Below are 20701 nucleotides of genomic sequence, written 5' to 3'. Positions count from 1 at the left end.
TCTCGACGCAACGGTGTCAGTCGGGCATTCTTATGGATGTTCATTCGGAGTGATCCTGGAAAACTGAGGTGTGGTAACTCCAGTCTCCTAAATCCGCTCCGAATGGACAACCTCCTGAAAGCTCACAACTAGGCGTCTGATCCTCCGCGCCGGCGGCTTGACATCGGCAGGGTTAAGGCAGAAGCCGCACTCGGCCACGCATGCGCGGCTGCTTTGCGAGGATGCGAGAGATGACGACCAAGACTGGCGTAGCCAATGCCGGAAACCTGATCATGACCGGTGTCGTGCTGATGCTGCTTGGCGATCTGCTCTTTGCGCTGAACGATGCAATGGGCAAATGGCTGGTCGCCAGCTTTGCCGTCGGCCAGGTGCTGGTGATCCGCTCTGTCGGCGCTTTCATCGTGCTCGGACCAATGATCCTGCGGCAAGGGCCGATGGCCTTGTTCCGCGTCGAGCAGAAGGGCCTCCAGTTCATCCGTGTTTTCATGGCGACCTGCGATGTCGCCCTATTCTACGCTGCCGTCGCCTATCTGCCGCTCGCAGACGTCATGACCTTCTATATGGCAGGACCGATCTATATTGCGGCGCTTTCGTATTTCTTTCTCGGAGAAAAGATCGGCTGGCGCCGTTGGCTCGCCGTTCTGATCGGCTTCGCAGGCGTCGTCATCGCGCTGCGTCCGTCCACCGCGATGCTGTCGCTTCCATCGCTCTTCGGTCTTGCCGGCAGCCTTGCCTTTGCGCTGTCGCTGGTGATGAGCCGCTATCTGCGCTCGACCAGCGACACGACGCTGGTGACATGGCAGACGATCGCCGCGCTCGTCACCGGCATCGCCTTGAGCATCGGCCACTGGCAGCCTGCAACGCTCATCGACTGGTCCGGCATGCTGCTGCTCGGCATCGTGGCCTCCTGCGCACATCTGCTCATCACGCGCTCGCTGAAGCTCGCACCGGCATCGCTGCTCGCACCGTTGCAATATACGCTCCTACTCTGGGCGATCGTCCTCGGCTACCTCTTCTTCAACGATATTCCCGATGCGCAGATCATCATCGGCGCCGCAATCATCGTCGTTGCGGGGCTCTTCATCTTCCACCGGAAAAATCTGAAAGAGACGGTTCCGGCCGAAGCCGTCCCGCCCGACGGCCATTGACGGCTAACCCTACTCCGCGGGCGGCTCCTCCCAGCCGAAGACGCTCCGGCCGCCGAAATCGGCGGATTGGCGGAATTCGCCGGCGATGATTTCCTTGAGGTCGGGACCGGTCACGTAGCGTTCCATCTGCCTGGACTGATCGTCCAGACGCCGCAATGCCTGCAACTCCTCCTCGCGTCCGAGCCTGCCCTTCCGCACCGCCGATTTCATCACGGCGATCGTCTCGTCATAGACCTTGAGCGGAACCGGAAAAGGATGGCGGTCCTTGCCGCCATGGGCGATCGAGAAGCGCGCCGGATCGGAAAAGCGGCAGGGCGCGCCGTGGACAACTTCCGCCACCATCGCCAGCGCCTTCACCGTGCGGGCGCCGACGCCTGGAACGAGCAGCAGCTCTTCGAAATCCGCCGGCCCGCGGTCGGCGGCGGCGGCCAGATTTCCATGCAGGCGCCGCATGTTGACGTCGGCCTCGCGGACATCGTGATGAGCGGGCATGATCAGGTGCGGCAGCATCGGCTGTTCGGCAGGTTCGGGCGCTGGCGCTTCGGCACGCAGCAGTGCGGCGGCTTCGCGGATGATCCGGTCGGGACCGAGGGTCGCCAGCAGATCGAGCTGACCGCGCCGCGAGCGCTCCGCACGCCTGTCGGCAAGATTGACGATCTCGCCCTGGCTCCTTCCCTCGATTGCCGCATGCGGTGAGTCGACGAAGCTCTCCAGCCCTTCGGACAGCCAGTGATAGCGCCGGGCCTGACGCTTGTCGCCGTTCATGCCTTGCTGCACAACCACCCAATGGCCGTTATCAGCGACGATGAACCCGTGCAGATAAAGGTCGAACCCGTCCTGAAGGGCGGCGCTGTCGACCTTGGCGATGAGACGGCTCGTGGTCGCAAGCCCCTCCCCGTCGAGGCCGACACGCTCGCCGATCGAGACAAGTTCCTGCGGCGTCTTGCGAGAATGCGCGCCGCGGCCGCCGCAGACATGCAGGCCGAGCTCGCCGGCACCCGGCTTCAGCCCGCGCTTCAGCGCGCCGAGAACGCTGGTGGTGATGCCGGAAGAATGCCAGTCCATGCCCATCACCGCGCCGAAGGACTGGAACCAGAACGGGTGGGCGAGCCTGCGCAGAAATTCATCGCGGCCATAGTGATGGACGATCGCCTCGGTGATCAGCGTTCCGAGCCGCGTCATCCGGTCGCCGAGCCAATGTGGCACGCGTCCCCCGTGAAGGGGAAGATCGGCGCTGCCTGCTCGTTGTGACATCTCGTTTCCTCGCATTCTGCATCGCAGGCGGCCCGCGGCGCGCCACTGGCCGACGCCATCGGGGAACCCAGGCAAATTCCGGGCGTTTGTGCTCCAGTTAGAGGCCGAGGCAATCATGACGACATTCGAAACCATCTTCAATAACCCGAGCTTGCCCCAGACAAAATCACAACGGCCGGACAACCGCCAAAAGCAGGAGGGCAGCGTCTTGCGCCTGGAAGGGAGCGCTGCCAAGGCGGCCTTCCTGATCAACGGCAACAGCTATTTCGCCGAGTTGGCTCGTGCGTTGCGGCAGGCGAGGCGCACCATCTGGATCGTCGGGTGGGATTTCAATCCGAACATCCGGTTGGAACCCGATAAGTCCGACGAAACGCTGGCCGACCTGTTGCATGCCCTGGCAGCGGCAAATCCGGAGCTCGAAATACGCATCCTCATCTGGGCGCTCGGCCCCGTTTATTCTGGCAAGTCCCTGCAGCTGCTGCGGAAGAAAAACTTTCCCAGATATGCGCGGATCGATCTACGCTTCGAGCTTCAGCCGACATTGCGCGGCTGCCACCATCAGAAACTCGTCTGTATCGACGACGCCGTCGCCTTCATCGGCGGCATAGACCTGACGTCGCGCCGGTGGGACACCTGGTTCCACCGCGCCAAGGATAAATTGCGACGTGACCCCCAGGGTGTTTCCTATGATCCGTTGCATGACGTTCAGGCAATGATCACGGGCGACGCTGCCAGGTTGATCGGCGATATCGCCAGACAGCGCTGGGAAGACGCCACCGGTGAAAGCCACCTGCCGTTGGCCGAAGATGTCCCCTTTTCCTGGCCGGACGATCTCGCCGTTTCGATGAGAGAGATCGCGGTCAGTTTGGCGCTGACGAAGCCCTCGACCGCACTTCGCCCCGGCATCAGCGACGGCATCGCCATGACATTGGACGTCATCGCCCGGGCACGGCGGCAGCTTTACATTGAGGCGCAATATCTCGCCTCCTTCCGCGTCGCCGACGCCATTGCCGCGCGACTGCAGGAGGAAGACGGGCCTGAAGTCGTCATTATCTGCACGCGCAGCTCTCATGGGCTGATCGAAAAGATTGTCATGGGTGGCAATCGCGACCGGGTCATCCGCCGACTGAAACGCGCCGATCGTGCGGATCGCCTGCGCGTCTATTATGCTGTCGTGCCCGGGCCAGTCACGGCGAAAGAGAGCGGCGAGGTGGAGGTGCTCGTCCATTCCAAACTGATCATTGCCGATGACGAGCTGGTCCGCATTGGCTCCTCCAACCTCAACAATCGCTCGGAAGGGATGGATGGCGAATGCGACATGCTCGTCGAGGCCGGTAATGACGCGCACCGCTGCGCGATCGTGGATCTGCGCAATCGCCTGCTTTCGGAATATCTCGGAACCACCCCGGAAAGTTTTGCCGCAGCCTTTATGCAAAGCGGCTCGTTGATCGAGGCGGTCGACACGCTCAATGACGGGCCTCGGGGTTTACGGGAATTCACCGTCGAGCTGTCGGGCAGCATTTCACCGATTTCAGGCACGGCGATCTTCGACCCGGTTCGACCTTTCGCACTTTTAAACCGACTGGGCCTCGGCGCGCTCGTCCGCCGCCTCATTCGCCCCGCGTGACGTCCGTCGGAAAACGACCTCGCTGATGACGAGAAGCGTCGTGCCGAGCGCCAGCGGAATGAAGAAATAGGCGCAGCGGAACGCAATCAACGCGCCGATCGACGCCTCCTTCGGCACGGCATAGGAGACGGTCGCCTCGAGTACGCCGAGACCGCCCGGAACATGCGTTGCGAGGATTGCCGAATTGGCGAGCACGTAAGCCGTGACCGACCTGAAGAAGGCAACGTCGCCGAAGGCAGAGAGCATCTGGTGCAAACAGGCGGACACGAACATGAAGTTGATCGTCCCGATCCCGACCTGCGCGACCGCGATCGAAAATCGCGGCAGTTGAAACGACCAGCGCCAAAGCCGCAACGTGCCGCGGATGAAAAACGCCAGGCCCGCATAGACCACCGGCACGACCAGCGCCAGCGCACCTAAGATGCGGACGCTGGCAGGATCGATGCGCAGCAGGCGCCCGGCATCGCCGGGATTGACGATCATCGCAAGGCCGCCAAGCGTGATCAGCCCAAGCCCCACCGTGACGCCACAAAACAGGATGATCTTCGCCACGTCCTCCGCCGTCAGCCCCCAGCGCGAATAGAAACGATAGCGAAAGGCGCCGCTGCTGAGGCCCGCAAAACCGATATTGTGACCAAGCGAAAGGCTGATGAAGGACGCCAGCGCAATCCTGGAATAGGGCAAGGATTTTCCGAGCGAACGGATCGCCAGGAGATCGAAGCAGCTCAGGCACAGATAGGACGCCGCCGCAAAGAGAAGCGCCGTGCAAAAGGTCGAAAAAGGTATGCTGCGAACCGATTGGACGATCTGCTCCAGACTATACTGTTGGAAGATCCGATAGAGGAGAAAGACCGCAAGACAAAGGGCGGCAACGAGCAGTCCCTTCAAGATTATGCTTTTCAAACTCATCGATTGTCCATTTCCGAGATGCGAGCGCTGGTGCATCGTGCTTTCCGAAAATCGAACCCGACTTTCGGAAAGCACGATGCGTAGATTCAAAGAGTTAGAGCGTCCTTTGTGCGTCTGAAGGACGCACGGCGCTCTAGGCTCGATCATCTGGAACGATCAAACGAGTTTTGTGTTCCCCTGCGGGGAGTGAGTTCTGTATTCCCCAGGGTGACGAACTTTCAGCGGGCCTATGCCGGATAAATCAATCAAGCTCCTGACCTATAACGTGCACAGCTGCATCGGCGGCGACCGGAAGCTCGATCCCGGCCGCATCGCCTCTGTCATTGCCGAGGCTGAGGCCGACATCGTCGCTCTTCAAGAGGTCGATGTCCTCAGGCGCAGGACCGGCGGTGTCGACCAGGCCCATGCGATCGCCTCGCTTTTGAAGATGCAGGCTCATTTCCATCCGGCACTGTCGATAGCCGAGGAGCAGTATGGCGATGCGATCATCACTTCGCTGCCGACAGGCGCGGTCAAGGCCGGGCCATTGCCATCCATCGGCGAACAGCGCGGCGCCATTTCCGTCGAAATACTGGTCGGCGACAGAAAACTGCTGGTCGTCAATACTCATCTCGGCCTTCGTGGCCGCGAGCGCATCCGGCAGATGACGACATTGCTGAATCCCGGCTGGCTGCACGGGACGGCGGGTGACCCTCTTCCAACCATCCTCTGCGGCGATTTCAACGCCATTCCGTCATCGGCGACTTACCGACTTGCCACGCGGTCATTGAAAGACGCCCAGGTCGCAGGCGGCGCCGCGCCGAGAGCGACCTTTCCCTCGCGCTACCCGCTGATGCGCCTCGACCACATCTTCGTCACGGACGATCTCATCGTCAAAAAGGCGGCGGTCCTCGAAAACCGCCTGACAAGGATTGCCTCGGACCACCTGCCTCTGCTCGCGGAAATCGGCTTTGCCTGATAGTCATCGACGCTGGGCGAGCTTCCGGTTCATCGCCGCCGCCACCAACGGTAGCGCCGTCGTCGCCACGGCCCCCAGAGGCAGGCGCCTGATGCCCCTCGTGACGACGAAGGTCGCCGCCATTGCGCCTGCCAGCTTCAGCCAGGGCTGATTGCCGAGCTGCGCATGGGCGCTTGCATCGGCCCATCGGACGTTTTCCGCAACGACGGTCGCGGCCTGATGTTGGATCACGTGAAGGCGAGCGCGAAGGTTTTCGATCTCTTCTCTCAGCTCCCGCAGCCGACCTTCCAGGGCATGATCATCGGAGACCAGGAGAGGCTCCTCGACGGTGCCTTCAACCGGAGCATGACCACCGAGTGTCGCAATATACGCCCGATATTCGGCCTCGCTCGCAAAACCCTCACGTCTGATGAGATCAGGATTTATATTCGCCTCTTCGAAGGAGGCCGGTGCGGTGCCGGCGCCGTCGTTGATATCCTTGTTTGTGCCGGTGTCCCCGAGTTCGTCCTTGAGCATGGTGCGTCTCCAGTTGTTCCTGGCGATAGAACGCTCGACGGCTCAGAAGGATGCATCGGCCTCCGCTCCTGCCTTCATCTTCGCGACGCGCTGAAACGCTCCGACCGAAATTCCGCCAGCAGCGGATGGCGGCGTCGGGTGACGATCTCGTCCGCCAGCAGTTCGCCGGCAATCAGGCCGAGGGTGGCGCCGCTATGGCTGAAGGCGACGAAATAACCCGAGATCGATGGCAGTTCGCCGAAGACGGGCTCGCCGTCGCCTGGGATGGGCTTCGGGCCGACCCCATAATCTTCGACCTCCAGCGCCGGATTGCCTTCGAGAACCCTGGAGGCCTCGCGCAGCAATCCTTCCAGCGTCGATTGCCTGACATCATAGCTGCCGTCGGGCTTCACGCTCACCTCTTCCTCGGACCAGGCGGCGTCGAGCGCGAAGCCACCGTTCGGCGTCGGCCGGATGGCGACGCGAGGGGTGTTGAGCACGGCCTTCAGCGGATGGCGGATCGGCTTGGTCCGGACGAGAAGGGCGACAGGCGTTGCATCGCCGATATGCTGGCCGGCCTCGGCCACGATTGCGGGAACGTCGCCGCCGGCAGCAAGCAGCACGGCATCAGCATCCCGGCGCATGCCGTCTGCCGTGATCACGCCACGGGCACGCCCGCTTTCAACATCGACCGTCGCACGACCCGCGTCCGTGACGATCGCGCCGCCCAGCGTGCGGAATTCTTCCGCAAGCGTGCCGATCAAGGACGGAAGATCGACCCAGCCCTCCCCGGGGTTGAAGATCGCGCCTTGCCGCGTCACCGCACTTGCGTCGACACCCGGCGTCACCGCGGCAATTCTCTCCGGGGCGAGCCATTGCGCGTGATAGCCGAGACCCCGCTCATAGTCGAAGATTTCGGCGATCTCGTTGCCGGCATCGTCCGCATCCCAGGTCAGGCCGCCGTCGAAGCGAAGCCACGACGCATCGGGATACCGAGCGGCCAGCGTGCGGTAGCGATCTATGCCGGCCAAACGCAGCCGGTGATAGGCATCGGTGCGTTTGCGCGCCGAGTTGAGCCAGGCGAGCGAACGGCCGGAGGCGCCGTTGCCAAGCGGGCCGTCATTGATGAGCACGGTGCGGACCCCGAGCCGTGCCAGATGGACGGCGGTCGAGACGCCAAAGATCCCGCCGCCGATGACGACGACCTTCGAAGGTTTGATGGAAGCATTCATGTCGATAACCTTGTTTTCTGCTCTTGCTACATCGAACGAAATCCGGCGCATCCGGCGTAAGGACGACCGGGGGCACCATGCGTTGCCTCCGGCGCTTCAGAGAACTTCAGCAAGGAAGCGCTTTAGCCGCTCGCTTCGGGGATTGTCGAAGATCTGCTGCGGGCAGCCGGCCTCGACGATGCGGCCCTCATCCATGAAGACGACCTGATCGGCCACCCTGCGCGCAAATCCCATCTCATGCGTCACCACGGCCATCGTCATGCCCTGGCGGCCGAGAGCGGCCATCAGGTCGAGCACCCCCTTCACCAGTTCGGGATCGAGCGCACTCGTCACTTCGTCAAACAGCATGACCTCGGGATCCATGGCCAGCGCCCGTGCGATGGCCACGCGCTGCTGCTGCCCACCCGACAGACCTGCGGGCCGATGATCCCTACGCTCTGCGAGACCGACCTCGGCCAGACGCGCCTCGGCGATGCGCCGCGCCTCCTGCCTCGGCATTTTCTTGATCTTGGTCAGCGAAAGCATGACGTTCTCGAGTGCCGTGTGGTCGGGAAACAGGTTGAAGTGCTGGAACACCATGCCCACACGCCGGCGCAACCTCTCCGGCTTCATCGCCAGGATGCTCTCGCCATCGAGCAGGATGTCGCCGCCCTTCGGCTCGACAAGCCTGTTCATGCAGCGCAGCAGCGTCGACTTGCCCGAGCCGGAAGGGCCGATGATGCAGGTGACGGTACCGGCGGCGATGTCGAGATCGACACCCTTCAGCACGTCGAGATCGCCATAGGCCATGGTGAGGTCCCGGATGTTCAGGGCGCCACCTTTGAAGCGCGGCGTACTCTCCTCGGCCGCCTTGACCGCGGGACGCGGGCCGGTGGCGGCCTGCAACTCGCTCACCTCGATCAATCCGCTCGCAGCACCCGAGCCGCGACCTTGTTTTCCGAGCCGCAGTCTCGCATCGATATAATTGACGAAGTGGGTCAGCGGCACGGTGATGACGAGGTAGAAGACGCCCGCCAGCAGCAGCGGTGACAGATTGCCCGTGACGACGGCCTGATCCTGGCCGACACGGAAGATCTCCCGCTCGGAGGCGAGCAATCCGAGGAAGTAGACAAGGCTGGAATCCTTGACGTTTCCGATGAATTGATTGACCAGCGCCGGCAGAACGCGCCTGATGCCTTGTGGGATGACGATCAGGCGCATGCCCTGCCCGTGGCTCATGCTGAGCGCCCGGCAGGCTTCCATCTGGCCGCGTTCGACGCTTTGGATGCCCGACCGGAAGATTTCACCGATATAGGCTCCGGCGATCAGGCTGAGCGCCAGGATGCCGAGCGGAAATGGCGACGGACCGAAGATCTCACGCCCGATCCGGGCAAAACCCTGGCCAATGATCAGAATCGTGACGATCGCCGGCAGCCCGCGGAAAACATCGGTGTAGATGCGTGCCGGCAGCCGCAGCCAGCGGGATTGCGAGATGCCCATCACGGCAAGCGCCATGCCGATGACGACGCCAAGCACGGTCGAGGCAGCGGCCAGGATCAGGGTATTCTTCAAGCCAACGCTGATCATGCTCGGCAGAACTTCCGCCATGGCGTCCCAGTCCAGGAAGCTGCGGCGCAGATTTTCAAGCCAATTCATTCAGATCCCCATGAATTCTTGCCCGGTGCAGACGCCGCCGTCCGGCAGAGCCTTGGTTAGCCGCCCGCCAGAAGCGGGCGGCTTACGGCGTCACTTCTTGGGAAGATACTGTTCCGGCATCGGCGAGCCGGGGAACCACTTTTCGTAAAGGGTCTTCCAGGTGCCGTCCTGCATCGCGTCGTGAAGCGCGCCGTTCAGCGCCGTGCGGAAGGCATCATTTCCTTTTCGGACCACGAAGCCGGCAGGCGCATCGAAGGACGGGATATTCACGGCAACCTTCAGCGCGGGATAGCGCTCGCCATATTGCTTGGCGGCCTCGTAGTCGAGAAAATGCGCATCGACGGTTCCGTTGTTGAGGGCGGCCACGGCAGAATTGTTGTCGGGGAATTTCACCAGATCGGTTCCCCCGAAATTCTTGGCTGCATAGACTTCCTGCAAGGTCCCCTGCACGACGCCGAGACGCTTGCCCTTGAGGCCATCGGCATCCTTGATGCCTGCATCAGGGGTCAGGACGGAGAGATAACCGGCAAGATAGCCGTCCGAAAAGTCGACGGTCTTCTTGCGGGCTTCGGTGGTTCCGATCGCTGCAACGGCAACGTCGAACCGTTCGTTGGCGACCGACGGCAGGAGTGCTGAAAATTCCTGGCCGGTGAACGTCACCTTGTCTTTTTGAAAGCCGAGGCGGGAGACGACGTTGAGAAACAGCTCGATATCGAAACCGGTGAACTGGCCGTCCGCCGTCGCAAACGTATAGGGCTTGGAATCGCCCATCGTGCCGACGCTGATAGTTCCGGGCTCGATAAGCTTATAGGGATTGTCGGCGGCGGCCGCAGAGCCTGCCCCCATTGTAAGAAGGCATGTGACAAGGCCGGCCCGCAACGGGGCCATGATGGCCGGAAATGATAAAAAAGGCTTCATCGTCGTTCTCCGCTCTGAAAGGAATGCTCTTGTCGGCATTGTGGATCGTCCCGCCGCTGTCGCTCAATGCGACAGAGATTTGTGGACAAGATACCGGTCTCCGATATAAAGAGACCGGTCTCACGACATATTTAGTATCTGTCAATTGACCGGTCGTCAACAATTCTTGTAGTCCTCGGCCCATGGAAGATTCCGCTCATCCGAAACGTGCAGTCACCGTTGCCGACGTCGCGAAGGCCGCAAAGGTCTCGAAGGCGACAGCCGCCCGCGTTCTCGGCGGCTACGGCGTGGTCAGCGCCAAGATCACAGATCGGGTCATGGCGGCGGCGGCCGCGCTCGAATACCGCCCGAACGAGCTCGCCCGGAGCATGAGCACCGGAAGGTCCGGCATCATCGGGGTGGTGGTCGGCGATATCGAGAACGCTTTCTTCAGTCTGGCGGTGCGCGGCATCAGCGATGCGGCCCGCCTTGCGGGATTCAACGTCATCATCGCGAATTCGGGCGAAGAGCTCGATGCGGAAAAATCGGCCGTCGACCTCCTGATCGGCAAGCGCGTCGATGGCCTGATCGTGACGCCAGCCCGCTGCGACAGCTTCGACCATCTGCAGCACGTCCGCCGTGCCGGCGTGCCGCTCGTCCTGTTCGATCGGGCTATCCCGGAACTCGATGTCGACGCCGTGACCGGCGACGACCGGGATGCAGCCATCGCGGCGACCCGCTATCTGATCGGGCAAGGGCATCGCCGCCTCGCCTACGTCTCTGCCATGGATGCCGAGGGCGGCGGGCTCGCCAATATCGGGCGAATCTCGAATTCCGCCGTACGCGAACGCGTGGAAGGTTTTGTCAGCGTCCTGACCGAGGCGGGTTTGCCGAACCCTCTTCATTATGTCAGGCTCGGCGCCACGAACCAGCAACAGACGGACAGCGTGATCAAACGCCTGCTCTCGGACAGTGCTGCGCCAACGGCGCTCCTGGCATCGGACAGCCTCGTCGGCTTGCGCATCTTCAAGTCGCTGCAGTCGCTCGGCCTGTCGATCCCCAAGGACGTGTCGATGATTTCGTTTCTCGACGCCGACTGGACCAACGTCACCGTTCCGCCGATCACCATCGTCGACCAGCGCGTCTACGAGATGGGCAAGCTCGCCGGCGAGCGGCTCATCGCCCGTATCGAACGCACCCCGCTTGCCGTCGAACGTCTGCGCGTCAGCACAAACCTCGTCGTGCGCGGCTCCGTCGCGACCATCGGCCGGTGAGATTCCGGCTAATCGTAGAGCTCGCCGTGACCAATCTGCTCCTGCCTGGCAGGTGCGTCGCTGATTGAGGGATCGTCCGCCGGATCGGGATCTCTCTTGTTGGCATCGCTGATAAACTGCGCCGCCTTAAGCAGTGCTGAGGTTATTTCTTCGGTGCCCCATCCGGCTTCATTGGCGGCTGCAATCAGCCTTTCCAAAGCGTCGCGTGCGGCAGCGGTCGCCTCTTCGAAGCGCTGCGCGGGAGATTCGGTCTTCGGCGGTGGAAAGGTCATCGGCGTTCCCTCCATGTGTCTGGCTGTTGGGGGATGAACGCAGGCCGCGGGAAATGGATGCACGATCGTGCTGATTTAACAAGCGGCGACACTATTCGCACTGGACCGACAAGCGTCGCCGCCGTCTTTTCCGCCTCAGATGACCGTCTGCAACAGAAACGGAGAGCGCTCCAACGGACGCTGGGCGAGGATCCTCAGCATCGCAGGACCTTGTATGCCGGAAGTCGTGCACGAGCGGCCGTCGTGATAGACCACCGTCATGACGCGGCTCAGACTATCGTATCTGATCTCTGCGATCGTCCGGGTGTGAACCGGAAAGATGAATTCGTGGGGTTGAGATTTCTCCCCCGAGGTATTCAAGGTCATTGCGATGCCCCAGCGAAAAAGCAATTTGGCCCGACCTGCCCTGGTCTGAGCCTAACGGCGCCTATCAAGCACATATTGCTGCGACGGTCGCGTGACATCAGCGTGACACGCAGAATCGACATTGCCAACGCAGGGCGGGATTCGTGACGCCTCAGTTGCTAAAGTGGCTATCAACCTTCAATGCAATGTCCGACGGATCCCGTGTGCGAGAGCGGTCTGCGGCCAGCATTCGACGGTGCGCGCCAGCGATCGAACGGCTTCGTCCACGTTGAAAACCACATCCCCGAGCCGCTCGATCTCATAATCGAGCTCGTAGACCTCGACTTCGTCGAGGCCGTCACTCTGGAGCAGTCGCCTCATTGCTTCGACAAGGCGCTCAGTCTGCCCAACGATATCAAGAGCGCTGCGTATGATGATGTCGAACATGCTTATCCCCTCGCTTCGATAGTGAAGCGTCGGCCATAATCGTGATGCTGACAATCCTGAAATCTTGTCAGATGCGCTCGCGGATCGTGTCGTAGAAATCCCTCAACTCACGCAGTGCGAGGTGAGGCCGATGGCGCGGCGGAGCGGCGCGACGAACGGCAAATGCGAGCGCGCCGGCGACCGCCGCGACGAGCAGGAGCGTCGAGACCGGGTAGAGCTTCACCGTTGCCTCCGTCTGACGCATGGCTTTCCCGGCACTCTCCTTTGCCGACCGGGCGGCATCGAGGACCTGCTGCTGGAGCGAGCCGATCTGCTTTCGCAGCACGCCGAGCTCTTCGCCCAGGTCATGATCAGACTGCCGGGGAACGCCGACGGAGGCCGTATTCGTATCGATGATGGCTTTCGGAACGGGCTCGCCGATCTTGGCTCCCTTGGTGTCGAGGGTCGTCGTCTCAGTGCTCTTGCGGCGCGGCATGATCATTTCTCCTTCCTAGAGCTTGATGCCGAAAGGCGTAAGCGGTCTTCAGCCGACATCATGCTCTAACTATCTAATGTAGAACAAGATTCAGATTTAGGCCGGCCGGCCTAAAAATCATCCTGTTCTAGTCGTCGTCGAGCGAGAAGACGGGCCGGTAGTGACGCGCGGCGATCAGCAAGCTCCGGTCGGGCCGGATGATGTAGATCTCCTCGACCTGGCGTCCCCACTGATCTGTGAAGGTGTGGGGGAAGGAAGAGCCCACCGGTGATTTCGTCAACTTCGTGCGAGGCTGGCCACTATACGTGATGCTGCCGGGAATGGGCGCCAGTCCTGCCGACGAATAACTGCCTGCGCTGGTCGTGCAGCCTGTCAGCACAAGCGCAAAAACCAGCCCAAATGCTATGCTCCGCTTCATCGATCCCTCCAGCTGCCTCGTCTTCGCGCGGCACTCGCTTTATCGTCAATGTAACAGGCGACGACAGACATTGTTCCAGAATTTGGCCGGAGACATCAGTGCAGGCGAGACCTCGGCCCGAAACCGGAACGCCGCGCCATCGCGTCGTTCGGTCGGAGCGCAAGCAGTCGTCTATCCCCTCATGTTGACGTTGAATTTTCCAGAGGCCGGTGGCATTAAAAATCCATTCAAAGCGTGGTTGTGCTTCAAAAATGATCCCCTTTCTCAGAGCATGCAGCCGAAGGCGTTTTCTAGCCATGACCTTGGCCTGTAGTGCTGCGCCGGCCCGATCTGCCACGTTTGCGTGGAATGGAAAGAATGGAGAGACAGCGACGATGCCAGGAGCAGAAACGACATCTCTCAATGCATACCGTCGCACCGTTTATGAGAATGAACTGGAGGAACCGGAATATTCCTTCTCAGACGACCGATCGGACGGCATTGAAATTCATGCGTTCGGACGCGACTTCGCGCCGGTCGGTACGGACGAAGGTTACGTGCTCCTGACCAACGGCATGAGCGATCGGCGCATGACGCTGCCGGCGTCCCGATGATCATCGGCGCGGCCATGGGCGCACCGAACACCATTCCTTCAGTGCTTGGCGTCAAGGTCACGGCGAACGACTAACCATTCGCAGAGGCGTTTCGCGAGCGCTGGCTGCCGGAGGCGGGTTTTGCCGACCTGCCTCTGGATCCCTTTCTCGGGGAAAGCACAGCAACATCCAAGCCGACGAAAGGTGTCCACCACCTCGAGCCACTCCAGGAGACGTGCGAAGCGGTCTTCCCGCGAATTGCTCTAAAACTCGTCGCTGCGACGCCTCACGGCGTGCTTCAACGCCACCATATGCCTTCGCCGCTCCAGCATATAATCGGCATATCCGACGCAGATGAACAGCAGTGTCGGGCCGGCGTAGATGATGATCAGAGCCAATGCGATAAGGATGAATGCGGTCGTCATGGTCTTTTTTCCATCTATATAGTCGCCGCATCGGACGCGGCGAAAGCGGACGGGTCCTCATCTCGGCAATGCCTGTCCTTATTCCTTCAAAATTCGCCGGCTTCCTATTCGTTCCCTCCCCGATCGATTTCCGAACGCGCAGCAGGCCCGATAGAACGACAATGACGAAATTGACGGCTCGCCCGGCCTTAATCACGCCCGCGGCCGTTCCTCCCGCATTGCCGCCGTCACGCTCTTGAGCAACGGGCTCGACATCAGATCCGCGAGCAAAACCGATAGCTTCGGCTTCCAGTTCGGATAGCTGTCGCTGGTGCCTGGCACATTGGTTGGCCTTTTTTCGTCGGTGAGATCGGCGAGACGGACCGCGGCGAGAAGCGAGGGCGTCCTGGCGATGAAGCGATAGGCGCTGACGGTCAATTCCCTCAGCGTCTCCTCGCTTGCCCGCGCTTGGGAAAGCCTGGCCGGCAGGTCGAGGCCGGCAGCCTTCAGCGCCGCCTTCAGGTTCCTCCGCTCGCGCTTTCGGTCTTCGAGATGTTTCTCGGTGAGATCGGCCGGCACGATGCCGTGGTCGCACCGGGCCTGAATGTCGGCGCCGCGCCACCAGCCGGCAAGGGTCTGGTGGTCGTGCGTCGAAATGCAGGCCAAAGCCAGGACGGGATAGACGTCCGCCGGCTTGAAGCCCTTCTCGTCCTGTTCATAGGAAAGGATGCGGTAGGAGAGAATGTGGGCCGCCGCCAGATCGTCCTGCAATCCCTTGGGGATCAGTCCCAGGTCTTCTCCGATAACGAGGCACCGATGCTCGGCCGACACTTCTGCGAGGATCTGCAGAAGCCGATCCGCGGGATAACGGACATAGGCGCCGCCGTCCGGCCTGCTGCCCCATGGCACCAGGAAGAGGCGGCGAAGTGCTGCGGCGTGGTCGATGCGGATGGCGCCCGCATATCGCATGGCAGCGCTGACCATGCGCCGGAAAGGCGACATTTCTCCTGCGGCAATCGCGGAAGGCAGATATCCGGCAAGGTGCCAGTCCTGCCCGTCCACGGCGAATGGATCGGGTGGGCTGCCGATGGTGGCCTTGGAGACATAGGTATCCGGCTCGCTCCATGTCGCCGAGCCATCGACCGCCTCCCCGACGGCAAGATCGAGATAGAGCCCGATCCGCAGGCCGGCCTTCCGCGCCCGCTCCGCCGCCTGCATCAGCTGCCGGTGAGCAAGCCATTGCAGCCACATGTGGAAGGCGACATGATCCTCGTGTCCGCGCTCGAATTCGGCGACGGCGGCGCTGTCGAAGCGCTGGAGATCGGACGGCCAACATTGCCAGCCGGCACCCGCACCGCGCTCGACCATGGAAAACGAGAGGCATTCGAAAAGCGCGTGCAGCCGCAGGCTGTTACCGCCTTGCGTGATGAAGGCATCGAAATCGGCCGGATCATAGGCCTCGCCGATCACGCTGCGCCGTCGCCAGGCCGGCCAAAGATCGCGCAGGGCCCTAAGCTTGATCTGTGCGACGCCGACGTAATCGACGAGATCGGTTTGGCGAAGGCTTGCCAATTGCCGTTCGAGTTCGGGACTACAAGCAAAACCCGGCAGCCGGTCGACCGCGATATAGAGCGGGTTGAGATGCTGGCGGCTCGAGGGCTCATAGGGGCTGCAACGGTCGGGATCGGCGAGAAACGGCGCGTGAAGCGGGGTGAGGCCGATGAAATCGGCGCCCAGAGATCCCGCGAGATCCGCCATATCGGATAGATCCTCGAAGTCTCCTATGCCCCAGTTGCGTGCCGAACGAAGCTCGTAAAGCTGCAGGCTCACGCCCCAGACGCGCGTGCCGGAAAGGAAATCCGGCAGAAATGACCTGGCGATCTTCTTAGCCGCCGGCTTGGGCTCCCGCCGTAGCGCGCCGGTCTCGTGATCGGCCGCTTCCGGCAAGTCGATCTTCAATGCCGAGAGGATCTTGCGTTTGGTTTGCCCTGATATCGCCACCTCCCGATTGTCGGGACTGGGCCTGGTCGGGCTGATGCCGTGCCGGCGGGCGAGCTTGTCGAGCTCAGCAGATTTCATCATTCGATCGCCTTCCTATAAGCACACCGTCACGCCTCGCTGATGCTCCAGATCACCGTCCAGGGCGCGAGATTGCCGCCATCGCTACCGCCGAGACGGAAGATCGTCTCGCCGTCATCCTGCTGCGAGACGAGTGGCGCCGCCTCGTTGCCGAGGTTGGCGCGCAGATGAAGGCGCCGGTTTTGCGCCAGGGTCCAATCCACCGCGAGCGCGCTTCCCGCCGAGTGATAGACCGCGTTTCCGGCGCCAGCGCCTTTCAGCAAAGGCACGATCCTTCGGTGCCGGAGGTCGAGAAGCGTCCTGTAAAAATCAAGGACCTCGGAGGCGAGTTTCGACCAGTCCAGCTTAGCGGCGGCGAAGGTCGATGGCGCCGTCGGGTCGAGAAGATCGTCGGCGTCGAAGCCCGGCAGACGGGAAAGCTCCTCGCGACGGCCTTTCCTGACCTTCTCGTTCAGATCCTCGTCGAAATCGCAGAAGAAGGGGAAAGGCTCTCTAGCACCCCATTCCTCCCCCATGAACAGCATCGGAATCTCAGGCGCCAGCAGGTAGACGGCGGCGACGGCCTTGGCGACATCAGCCGGGCTCGAGGCCAGAACCCGGTCCCCCAGCGCCCGATTACCGATCTGGTCATGGTTCTGGATGAAGGAGATGAAAGCGGTGGGCGGCAGATGGCCGCTCGGCTTGCCGCGGCTTCCGCCGCGGTACGGCATGTGTTCCCCCTGAAACACGAAGCCTTCCGCCAGCGCTCGGCCGAGCTTGCCGGCGTCACCGGCGTAATCGGCATAATAGCCGAAGGTTTCGCCGGTGGCAGTGATATGCAGCACATGATGGACGTCGTCGTTCCACTGGGCGGTGAACAGCCTCACTTCTCCATTTTCGCCACGCGTCAACAGGTCGCTGTCATTCTCCTCGTTTTCGACGATCAGGTGAACATGCCGGTTGCCGGCCCCAGCCCTGACGCGGCGGGCAAGCGCGTGAAGCAGATGCTCGGCGCTGTCGTCCTTGATGGCGTGGACGGCATCGAAGCGGAAACCGTCGAGCCTGAACTCGGTGATCCAGTAGATGGCATTCTGGATGATGAACTCGCGGATCATCCCCGATCCGTCGCCATCGTAGTTGATGCCGTTGCCCCAGGGCGTCTTGTGATGGTCGGTAAAGAGCGGCGCATAGGAGGGGATATAGTTCCCGTCAGGCCCGAAGTGATTGTAGACCACGTCCAGGAAAACCGAGATGCCGCGCTGATGTGCTGCGTCCACCAGCGCCATGAAATCTTCCGGCCGGCCGTAGCTGCTGCACGGAGCATAGGGAAGCACGCCATCATAACCCCAGCTGTAACGGCCGGGAAATTCACTCAGCGGCATGATCTGCAGCGCCGTAACGCCCAGCGCTTGCAGATGGTCAAGCCGCTCGATCGCGGCCTTGAAAGTACCCTCCGGCGTGAAGCAGCCGATATGCATCTCGTAGATGACCATCTCTTCCCAAGGCCGACCCGTCCAGTCACTCGTCTTCCAGCGATAGGAGGAAAGGTCGACCACTTCGCTCGGCCCGTGCACATCCTGCGGCTGAAGCCGCGAGGCGGGATCGGGAATTTCGAGGCCGTCCGGCAGGACAAAGCGGTAGCGCGTACCGACACTGGCATCCGCGACCGTGCAATGGTGCCAGCCGTCCCCGACCGCCTGCATCCGCCGCGGATCAGCGCCTTCGATCTTCAACGACACGCTTTCATGCAGGGGAGCCCAGAGGCGGAATAGAATGCCCTCTTCGGTGAATGCAGGTCCGAACATCGTTTGGGTCAAAGGAAAGCCTTCGATGAAGTGAGATTGGATTTAGGTAACTTTAGCGGGAGCAAAAAGTTTCGTCCGCTAGCGGACACCCGAAAGCGGCCGCTGTCACCAGGATGACGATATTCATCGGGCCATAGGAGGTTGCGTCAGTCGAGCCAGGTTGCTGGTTCGCGCATTCCATGTACGACCACGACAATTTCGGCGCCGTAATTGGTGGGTTCATAGACGGCGATGTAGCGCCCCTCGATAACCAAGCGAGCCGCGGGGCTGATTTCCGGGCGCGCAGGCCCCATTTCGGGATGAGCGGCGACCAGTTCGAACTTTTCGAAAAGCTTTTGCAGGAGCCTGTCGGCAGCCGGTTCATTGTGAACGGCGATATTGCGCCAGATATCGCGCATCTGGCGCTGGGCACGCGGAGACAACTTATATTTAGCCACGAGCTGCGCGTTCTGCTTTCAGCTCTTGCAGGAAGGCCGCGGGATCGATCTCTTCGGGTTCGCCGCTGGCTTTACCTTCGGCATATTCCCGCTTGAGTCTTTCCAATTCAAGCGCGCGAATTTCCTCCCGCTGTTCCAGCAAGCGGAGGCTATCGCGCATGACCTCGCTGGCGCTGGCATAGCGCCCGCTTTCAACAAGCTCGCGGACAAAGCCTTCATAGCGAGGCCCGATATTATAGCTGGAGGGCATGGCAATACCTTTCATCGAAGCCATGTTATCATTTTTTGATAACCGGACAAATAAAACAGACGGCAACTGCCTTGACCGCGACCGGAAATTGAGACCGCACCACTTCGAGCGTCATGCCGCCGCGACTTTGCCCGAGAGCGCCTGCTCCATGGCCGCCTGAAGCTGTTCCTGCGTGAATGGCTTCTTCATCCGCAGCATCCGGCCGAGGCCATGGTCCTCGGAAAACTCGGCATAGCCCGAAGCAAGGATGATGGGCAGGCCTGGAAAGGAGGTCCGAAGGTGACGCGCAAGCTCGGCGCCCGTCATGCCCGGCATGGCATGATCGGTGATGACGAGATCGCAACCCTGTCCATCGGCAAAGAATTCCAAGGCCTGGGAAGCGGAAGACGCCTCTTGCGGCAGGTGCCCGAGATCCTCCAGCATCGCCACGGTTCCCGTCCTGACAAGGGCGTCGTCGTCGACGACCAGAATGGCAAGCGGCCGCGACGCCGGTTTCAAAGGCTCCGTCGCCGGAGGCTCGACGGCCGGCTGCACCTTGACGAATGTCTCGGCGACGGGCAGCCACAGGGAAACGGTCGTGCCCTTGCCCCTGACGCTCGATATCTGGATCGAGCCGCCGGATTGCGCCGCCAGGCCATGCACCATCGACAGGCCGAGACCGGTGCCCTTGCCGACCCCCTTGGTGGTGAAAAACGGTTCGGCGGCACGCGAGACCGTTGCCTCGTCCATCCCCTCGCCATCGTCCGACACCGATATCCTGATGTAATTCCCGCCCGCGAGGCCGGGCGGCCGGGCTTCATCGGCTGTCGCCGCGGCAACCGTCACGGCTCCGCCGCTTTCGAGCGCATCCCGCGCATTGACGAACAAATTGAGCAGAGCCAGTTCCAGCTGGTTGCTGTCGACCAGAAGGGGTGCCAGATCCGTCGGGATGCTTTTGCGGATTTCGATGCGCGGCCCCACCGCTTTGGCGAGAAGATCCTCGACGTTTTCGAACAGCCTGAAGAAGTCGACCGCCTGCGGCTTGAGTTCCTGGCGGCGTGCGAAGGCAAGCAGGCGCTGGGTCAGCGCGGTGCCGCGCTCGGCCGCCTGTATCGCGTTCGTCACCAGACGTTCACTGCGTTCATCGGCCGGAAGCCGCTTCTTCAGAAGATTCAGGCTGCCGAGAACCGCCATGAGAAGATTATTGAAGTCGTGGGCCACGCCACCCGTCAGGTGGCCGATCGTGTCGAGCTTCTGCGCCTCGAACAGCTGTGCGAGCGCCTCTTCGCGCTCCCGGGTCCGTTGATCGATCCGGTGCTCGAGTTCCTCGTTGAGCTCACGCAACTGCGCTGCCGACGCCTCGAGCTCGGCGGTGCGCTGGTGAACGCGGGCCTCCAGCTCAACGTTCAGGCGTTCGAGTTCCCTCGTCTTCCTGTAGAGATCGGCAAAGACCCGCACCTTGGCTCTCAGCACCTCGGGGACGATCGGGACGGAGACGTAATCGACCGCGCCCACCGCATAGCCGCGCAGCCGGTCCGGTTCCGCGAGCATCACTGCGGAAACGAAGATGATCGGCGTATTCTGGTAGCGCGGATGCTGCCGGATCATGCTGACGAGCTCGAAGCCGTCCTGTTCGGGCATGCAGACATCGACGAGGATCACCGCGATTTCGGTGCGCAACAGGTGCTCGAAGGCTTCGCGAGCGGAATGCGCCTTGATGAGGTTTTCTTCGAGCTCTTCGAGAATGACCTCGTAACTCAGGAGCTTTGCCGGCTGGTCGTCGACGAGGAGGATGTTGACGGGGTTCATG

The 20701-nt window shown here is 61.7% G+C and carries 22 protein-coding genes; 5 read left to right on the top strand and 17 right to left on the bottom strand.

Translation table 11 applies throughout. The features are described 5' to 3' along the window. Positions 1-230 precede the first annotated feature (230 nt). Positions 231-1148 (top strand): DMT family transporter, encoded by a 918-nt coding sequence (locus tag B5P46_RS29650; protein WP_129421854.1) that lies wholly within the window; start codon positions 231-233, stop codon positions 1146-1148. 9 nt (positions 1149-1157) lie between these two features. On the opposite strand, the gene B5P46_RS29645 is transcribed toward B5P46_RS29650, so the two are convergent. Beyond that, positions 1158-2402, bottom strand: coding sequence for a DUF763 domain-containing protein (locus tag B5P46_RS29645; RefSeq protein ID WP_129421853.1), 1245 nt, complete (start codon positions 2400-2402; stop codon positions 1158-1160). 115 nt (positions 2403-2517) lie between these two features. Here B5P46_RS29645 and B5P46_RS29640 point away from each other — a divergent pair, with 115 nt between their 5' ends. Beyond that, a complete protein-coding gene (locus B5P46_RS29640; RefSeq protein ID WP_129421852.1) occupies positions 2518-4029 on the top strand; it encodes a phospholipase D-like domain-containing protein in 1512 nt (503 codons plus the stop codon). On the opposite strand, the gene B5P46_RS29635 is transcribed toward B5P46_RS29640, so the two are convergent. Beyond that, the gene (locus B5P46_RS29635) at positions 3976-4938 is read right to left on the bottom strand and encodes a lysylphosphatidylglycerol synthase domain-containing protein (protein WP_129421851.1); all 963 of its coding nucleotides are present in this window, start codon (positions 4936-4938) and stop codon (positions 3976-3978) included. The two genes, B5P46_RS29640 and B5P46_RS29635, sit on opposite strands and share 54 nt — an antisense overlap. A gap of 229 nt (positions 4939-5167) precedes the next feature. Here B5P46_RS29635 and B5P46_RS29630 point away from each other — a divergent pair, with 229 nt between their 5' ends. Further along, the gene (locus tag B5P46_RS29630) at positions 5168-5896 is read left to right on the top strand and encodes an endonuclease/exonuclease/phosphatase family protein (RefSeq protein WP_129421850.1); all 729 of its coding nucleotides are present in this window, start codon (positions 5168-5170) and stop codon (positions 5894-5896) included. Between the two features lie 3 nt (positions 5897-5899). Here the strand turns inward: B5P46_RS29630 and B5P46_RS29625 are convergent, their stop codons facing one another. From B5P46_RS29625 to B5P46_RS29610, 4 genes are all read right to left on the bottom strand, one after another. Continuing rightward, a complete protein-coding gene (locus tag B5P46_RS29625; RefSeq protein ID WP_129421849.1) occupies positions 5900-6412 on the bottom strand; it encodes a hypothetical protein in 513 nt (170 codons plus the stop codon). A 74-nt stretch (positions 6413-6486) separates the two neighbouring features. Beyond that, positions 6487-7623, bottom strand: a complete 1137-nt coding sequence (locus B5P46_RS29620) for an NAD(P)/FAD-dependent oxidoreductase (RefSeq protein ID WP_129421848.1) — start codon at positions 7621-7623, stop codon at positions 6487-6489. Positions 7624-7719: 96 nt separating this feature from the next. Then, positions 7720-9258: an amino acid ABC transporter permease/ATP-binding protein gene (locus B5P46_RS35315; RefSeq protein ID WP_129421847.1), complete on the bottom strand. Its 1539-nt coding sequence runs from the start codon at positions 9256-9258 to the stop codon at positions 7720-7722. A gap of 90 nt (positions 9259-9348) precedes the next feature. Continuing rightward, positions 9349-10176, bottom strand: a complete 828-nt coding sequence (locus B5P46_RS29610; RefSeq protein WP_129421846.1) for an ABC transporter substrate-binding protein — start codon at positions 10174-10176, stop codon at positions 9349-9351. Positions 10177-10358: 182 nt separating this feature from the next. Here B5P46_RS29610 and B5P46_RS29605 point away from each other — a divergent pair, with 182 nt between their 5' ends. Then, the gene (locus B5P46_RS29605) at positions 10359-11429 is read left to right on the top strand and encodes a LacI family DNA-binding transcriptional regulator (RefSeq protein ID WP_129421845.1); all 1071 of its coding nucleotides are present in this window, start codon (positions 10359-10361) and stop codon (positions 11427-11429) included. 8 nt (positions 11430-11437) lie between these two features. On the opposite strand, the gene B5P46_RS29600 is transcribed toward B5P46_RS29605, so the two are convergent. The 5 genes from B5P46_RS29600 to B5P46_RS29580 form a co-directional block, all read right to left on the bottom strand. Beyond that, positions 11438-11701 carry a hypothetical protein gene (locus B5P46_RS29600; RefSeq protein WP_129421844.1) on the bottom strand — a complete coding sequence of 88 codons (264 nt, stop codon included), beginning with the start codon at positions 11699-11701 and terminating at the stop codon, positions 11438-11440. A gap of 135 nt (positions 11702-11836) precedes the next feature. Beyond that, positions 11837-12067, bottom strand: coding sequence for a hypothetical protein (locus B5P46_RS29595; RefSeq protein WP_129421843.1), 231 nt, complete (start codon positions 12065-12067; stop codon positions 11837-11839). Positions 12068-12244: 177 nt separating this feature from the next. Further along, entirely contained in the window at positions 12245-12493 is a 249-nt protein-coding gene (locus B5P46_RS29590; RefSeq protein ID WP_129421842.1) for a hypothetical protein, read from the bottom strand. A 67-nt stretch (positions 12494-12560) separates the two neighbouring features. Then, on the bottom strand, positions 12561-12968 hold the full coding sequence (locus B5P46_RS29585) for a hypothetical protein (protein ID WP_129421867.1): 408 nt from the start codon (positions 12966-12968) through the stop codon (positions 12561-12563). Positions 12969-13095: 127 nt separating this feature from the next. Continuing rightward, the gene (locus B5P46_RS29580) at positions 13096-13386 is read right to left on the bottom strand and encodes a membrane lipoprotein lipid attachment site-containing protein (protein WP_129421841.1); all 291 of its coding nucleotides are present in this window, start codon (positions 13384-13386) and stop codon (positions 13096-13098) included. 374 nt (positions 13387-13760) lie between these two features. On the opposite strand from B5P46_RS29580, the gene B5P46_RS29575 reads away from it, so the two are divergent. Beyond that, entirely contained in the window at positions 13761-13979 is a 219-nt protein-coding gene (locus tag B5P46_RS29575) for a hypothetical protein (protein WP_206735424.1), read from the top strand. A gap of 242 nt (positions 13980-14221) precedes the next feature. Here the strand turns inward: B5P46_RS29575 and B5P46_RS34645 are convergent, their stop codons facing one another. The 6 genes from B5P46_RS34645 to B5P46_RS29550 form a co-directional block, all read right to left on the bottom strand. After that, complete coding sequence (locus tag B5P46_RS34645; RefSeq protein ID WP_164986573.1) at positions 14222-14383, bottom strand: hypothetical protein; 162 nt, start codon at positions 14381-14383, stop codon at positions 14222-14224. Between the two features lie 192 nt (positions 14384-14575). After that, complete coding sequence (gene malQ / locus B5P46_RS29570; protein WP_129421866.1) at positions 14576-16441, bottom strand: 4-alpha-glucanotransferase; 1866 nt, start codon at positions 16439-16441, stop codon at positions 14576-14578. Positions 16442-16470: 29 nt separating this feature from the next. Beyond that, positions 16471-18237 (bottom strand): malto-oligosyltrehalose trehalohydrolase, encoded by a 1767-nt coding sequence (treZ, locus tag B5P46_RS29565; protein WP_129421840.1) that lies wholly within the window; start codon positions 18235-18237, stop codon positions 16471-16473. 134 nt (positions 18238-18371) lie between these two features. After that, positions 18372-18662 carry a type II toxin-antitoxin system RelE/ParE family toxin gene (locus tag B5P46_RS29560; RefSeq protein ID WP_129421839.1) on the bottom strand — a complete coding sequence of 97 codons (291 nt, stop codon included), beginning with the start codon at positions 18660-18662 and terminating at the stop codon, positions 18372-18374. Then, positions 18655-18912 (bottom strand): type II toxin-antitoxin system ParD family antitoxin, encoded by a 258-nt coding sequence (locus tag B5P46_RS29555; protein ID WP_129421865.1) that lies wholly within the window; start codon positions 18910-18912, stop codon positions 18655-18657. Before B5P46_RS29555 ends, B5P46_RS29560 begins: the two co-directional genes overlap by 8 nt. Positions 18913-19023: 111 nt before the next feature. Further along, a complete protein-coding gene (locus B5P46_RS29550) occupies positions 19024-20700 on the bottom strand; it encodes a response regulator (protein ID WP_129421838.1) in 1677 nt (558 codons plus the stop codon). Position 20701: the final 1 nt, after the last annotated feature.

The organism is Rhizobium leguminosarum (genome assembly GCF_004123835.1).
Taxonomy (GTDB): Bacteria; Pseudomonadota; Alphaproteobacteria; order Rhizobiales; family Rhizobiaceae; genus Rhizobium; species Rhizobium leguminosarum_M.
This window is presented reverse-complemented; position numbering and strand designations above follow the sequence as displayed.

Excerpts from the sequence above, each read along its gene's own strand:
- B5P46_RS29640 (WP_129421852.1), top strand. The coding sequence starts at position 2,518 with ATGACGACATTCGAAACCATCTTCAATAACCCGAGCTTGCCCCAGACA.
- B5P46_RS29595 (WP_129421843.1), bottom strand. The coding sequence starts at position 12,067 with ATGACCTTGAATACCTCGGGGGAGAAATCTCAACCCCACGAATTCATC.
- B5P46_RS29645 (WP_129421853.1), bottom strand. The coding sequence starts at position 2,402 with ATGTCACAACGAGCAGGCAGCGCCGATCTTCCCCTTCACGGGGGACGC.
- B5P46_RS29575 (WP_206735424.1), top strand. The coding sequence starts at position 13,761 with ATGCCAGGAGCAGAAACGACATCTCTCAATGCATACCGTCGCACCGTT.
- B5P46_RS29550 (WP_129421838.1), bottom strand. The coding sequence starts at position 20,700 with ATGAACCCCGTCAACATCCTCCTCGTCGACGACCAGCCGGCAAAGCTC.
- B5P46_RS29590 (WP_129421842.1), bottom strand. The coding sequence starts at position 12,493 with ATGTTCGACATCATCATACGCAGCGCTCTTGATATCGTTGGGCAGACT.
- B5P46_RS29580 (WP_129421841.1), bottom strand. The coding sequence starts at position 13,386 with ATGAAGCGGAGCATAGCATTTGGGCTGGTTTTTGCGCTTGTGCTGACA.
- B5P46_RS29600 (WP_129421844.1), bottom strand. The coding sequence starts at position 11,701 with ATGACCTTTCCACCGCCGAAGACCGAATCTCCCGCGCAGCGCTTCGAA.
- B5P46_RS29620 (WP_129421848.1), bottom strand. The coding sequence starts at position 7,623 with ATGAATGCTTCCATCAAACCTTCGAAGGTCGTCGTCATCGGCGGCGGG.
- B5P46_RS29630 (WP_129421850.1), top strand. The coding sequence starts at position 5,168 with ATGCCGGATAAATCAATCAAGCTCCTGACCTATAACGTGCACAGCTGC.
- B5P46_RS35315 (WP_129421847.1), bottom strand. The coding sequence starts at position 9,258 with ATGAATTGGCTTGAAAATCTGCGCCGCAGCTTCCTGGACTGGGACGCC.
- B5P46_RS29585 (WP_129421867.1), bottom strand. The coding sequence starts at position 12,968 with ATGCCGCGCCGCAAGAGCACTGAGACGACGACCCTCGACACCAAGGGA.
- B5P46_RS29605 (WP_129421845.1), top strand. The coding sequence starts at position 10,359 with ATGGAAGATTCCGCTCATCCGAAACGTGCAGTCACCGTTGCCGACGTC.
- B5P46_RS29635 (WP_129421851.1), bottom strand. The coding sequence starts at position 4,938 with ATGAGTTTGAAAAGCATAATCTTGAAGGGACTGCTCGTTGCCGCCCTT.
- B5P46_RS29650 (WP_129421854.1), top strand. The coding sequence starts at position 231 with ATGACGACCAAGACTGGCGTAGCCAATGCCGGAAACCTGATCATGACC.
- B5P46_RS29625 (WP_129421849.1), bottom strand. The coding sequence starts at position 6,412 with ATGCTCAAGGACGAACTCGGGGACACCGGCACAAACAAGGATATCAAC.
- B5P46_RS34645 (WP_164986573.1), bottom strand. The coding sequence starts at position 14,383 with ATGACGACCGCATTCATCCTTATCGCATTGGCTCTGATCATCATCTAC.
- malQ (WP_129421866.1), bottom strand. The coding sequence starts at position 16,441 with ATGAAATCTGCTGAGCTCGACAAGCTCGCCCGCCGGCACGGCATCAGC.
- B5P46_RS29555 (WP_129421865.1), bottom strand. The coding sequence starts at position 18,912 with ATGCCCTCCAGCTATAATATCGGGCCTCGCTATGAAGGCTTTGTCCGC.
- B5P46_RS29610 (WP_129421846.1), bottom strand. The coding sequence starts at position 10,176 with ATGAAGCCTTTTTTATCATTTCCGGCCATCATGGCCCCGTTGCGGGCC.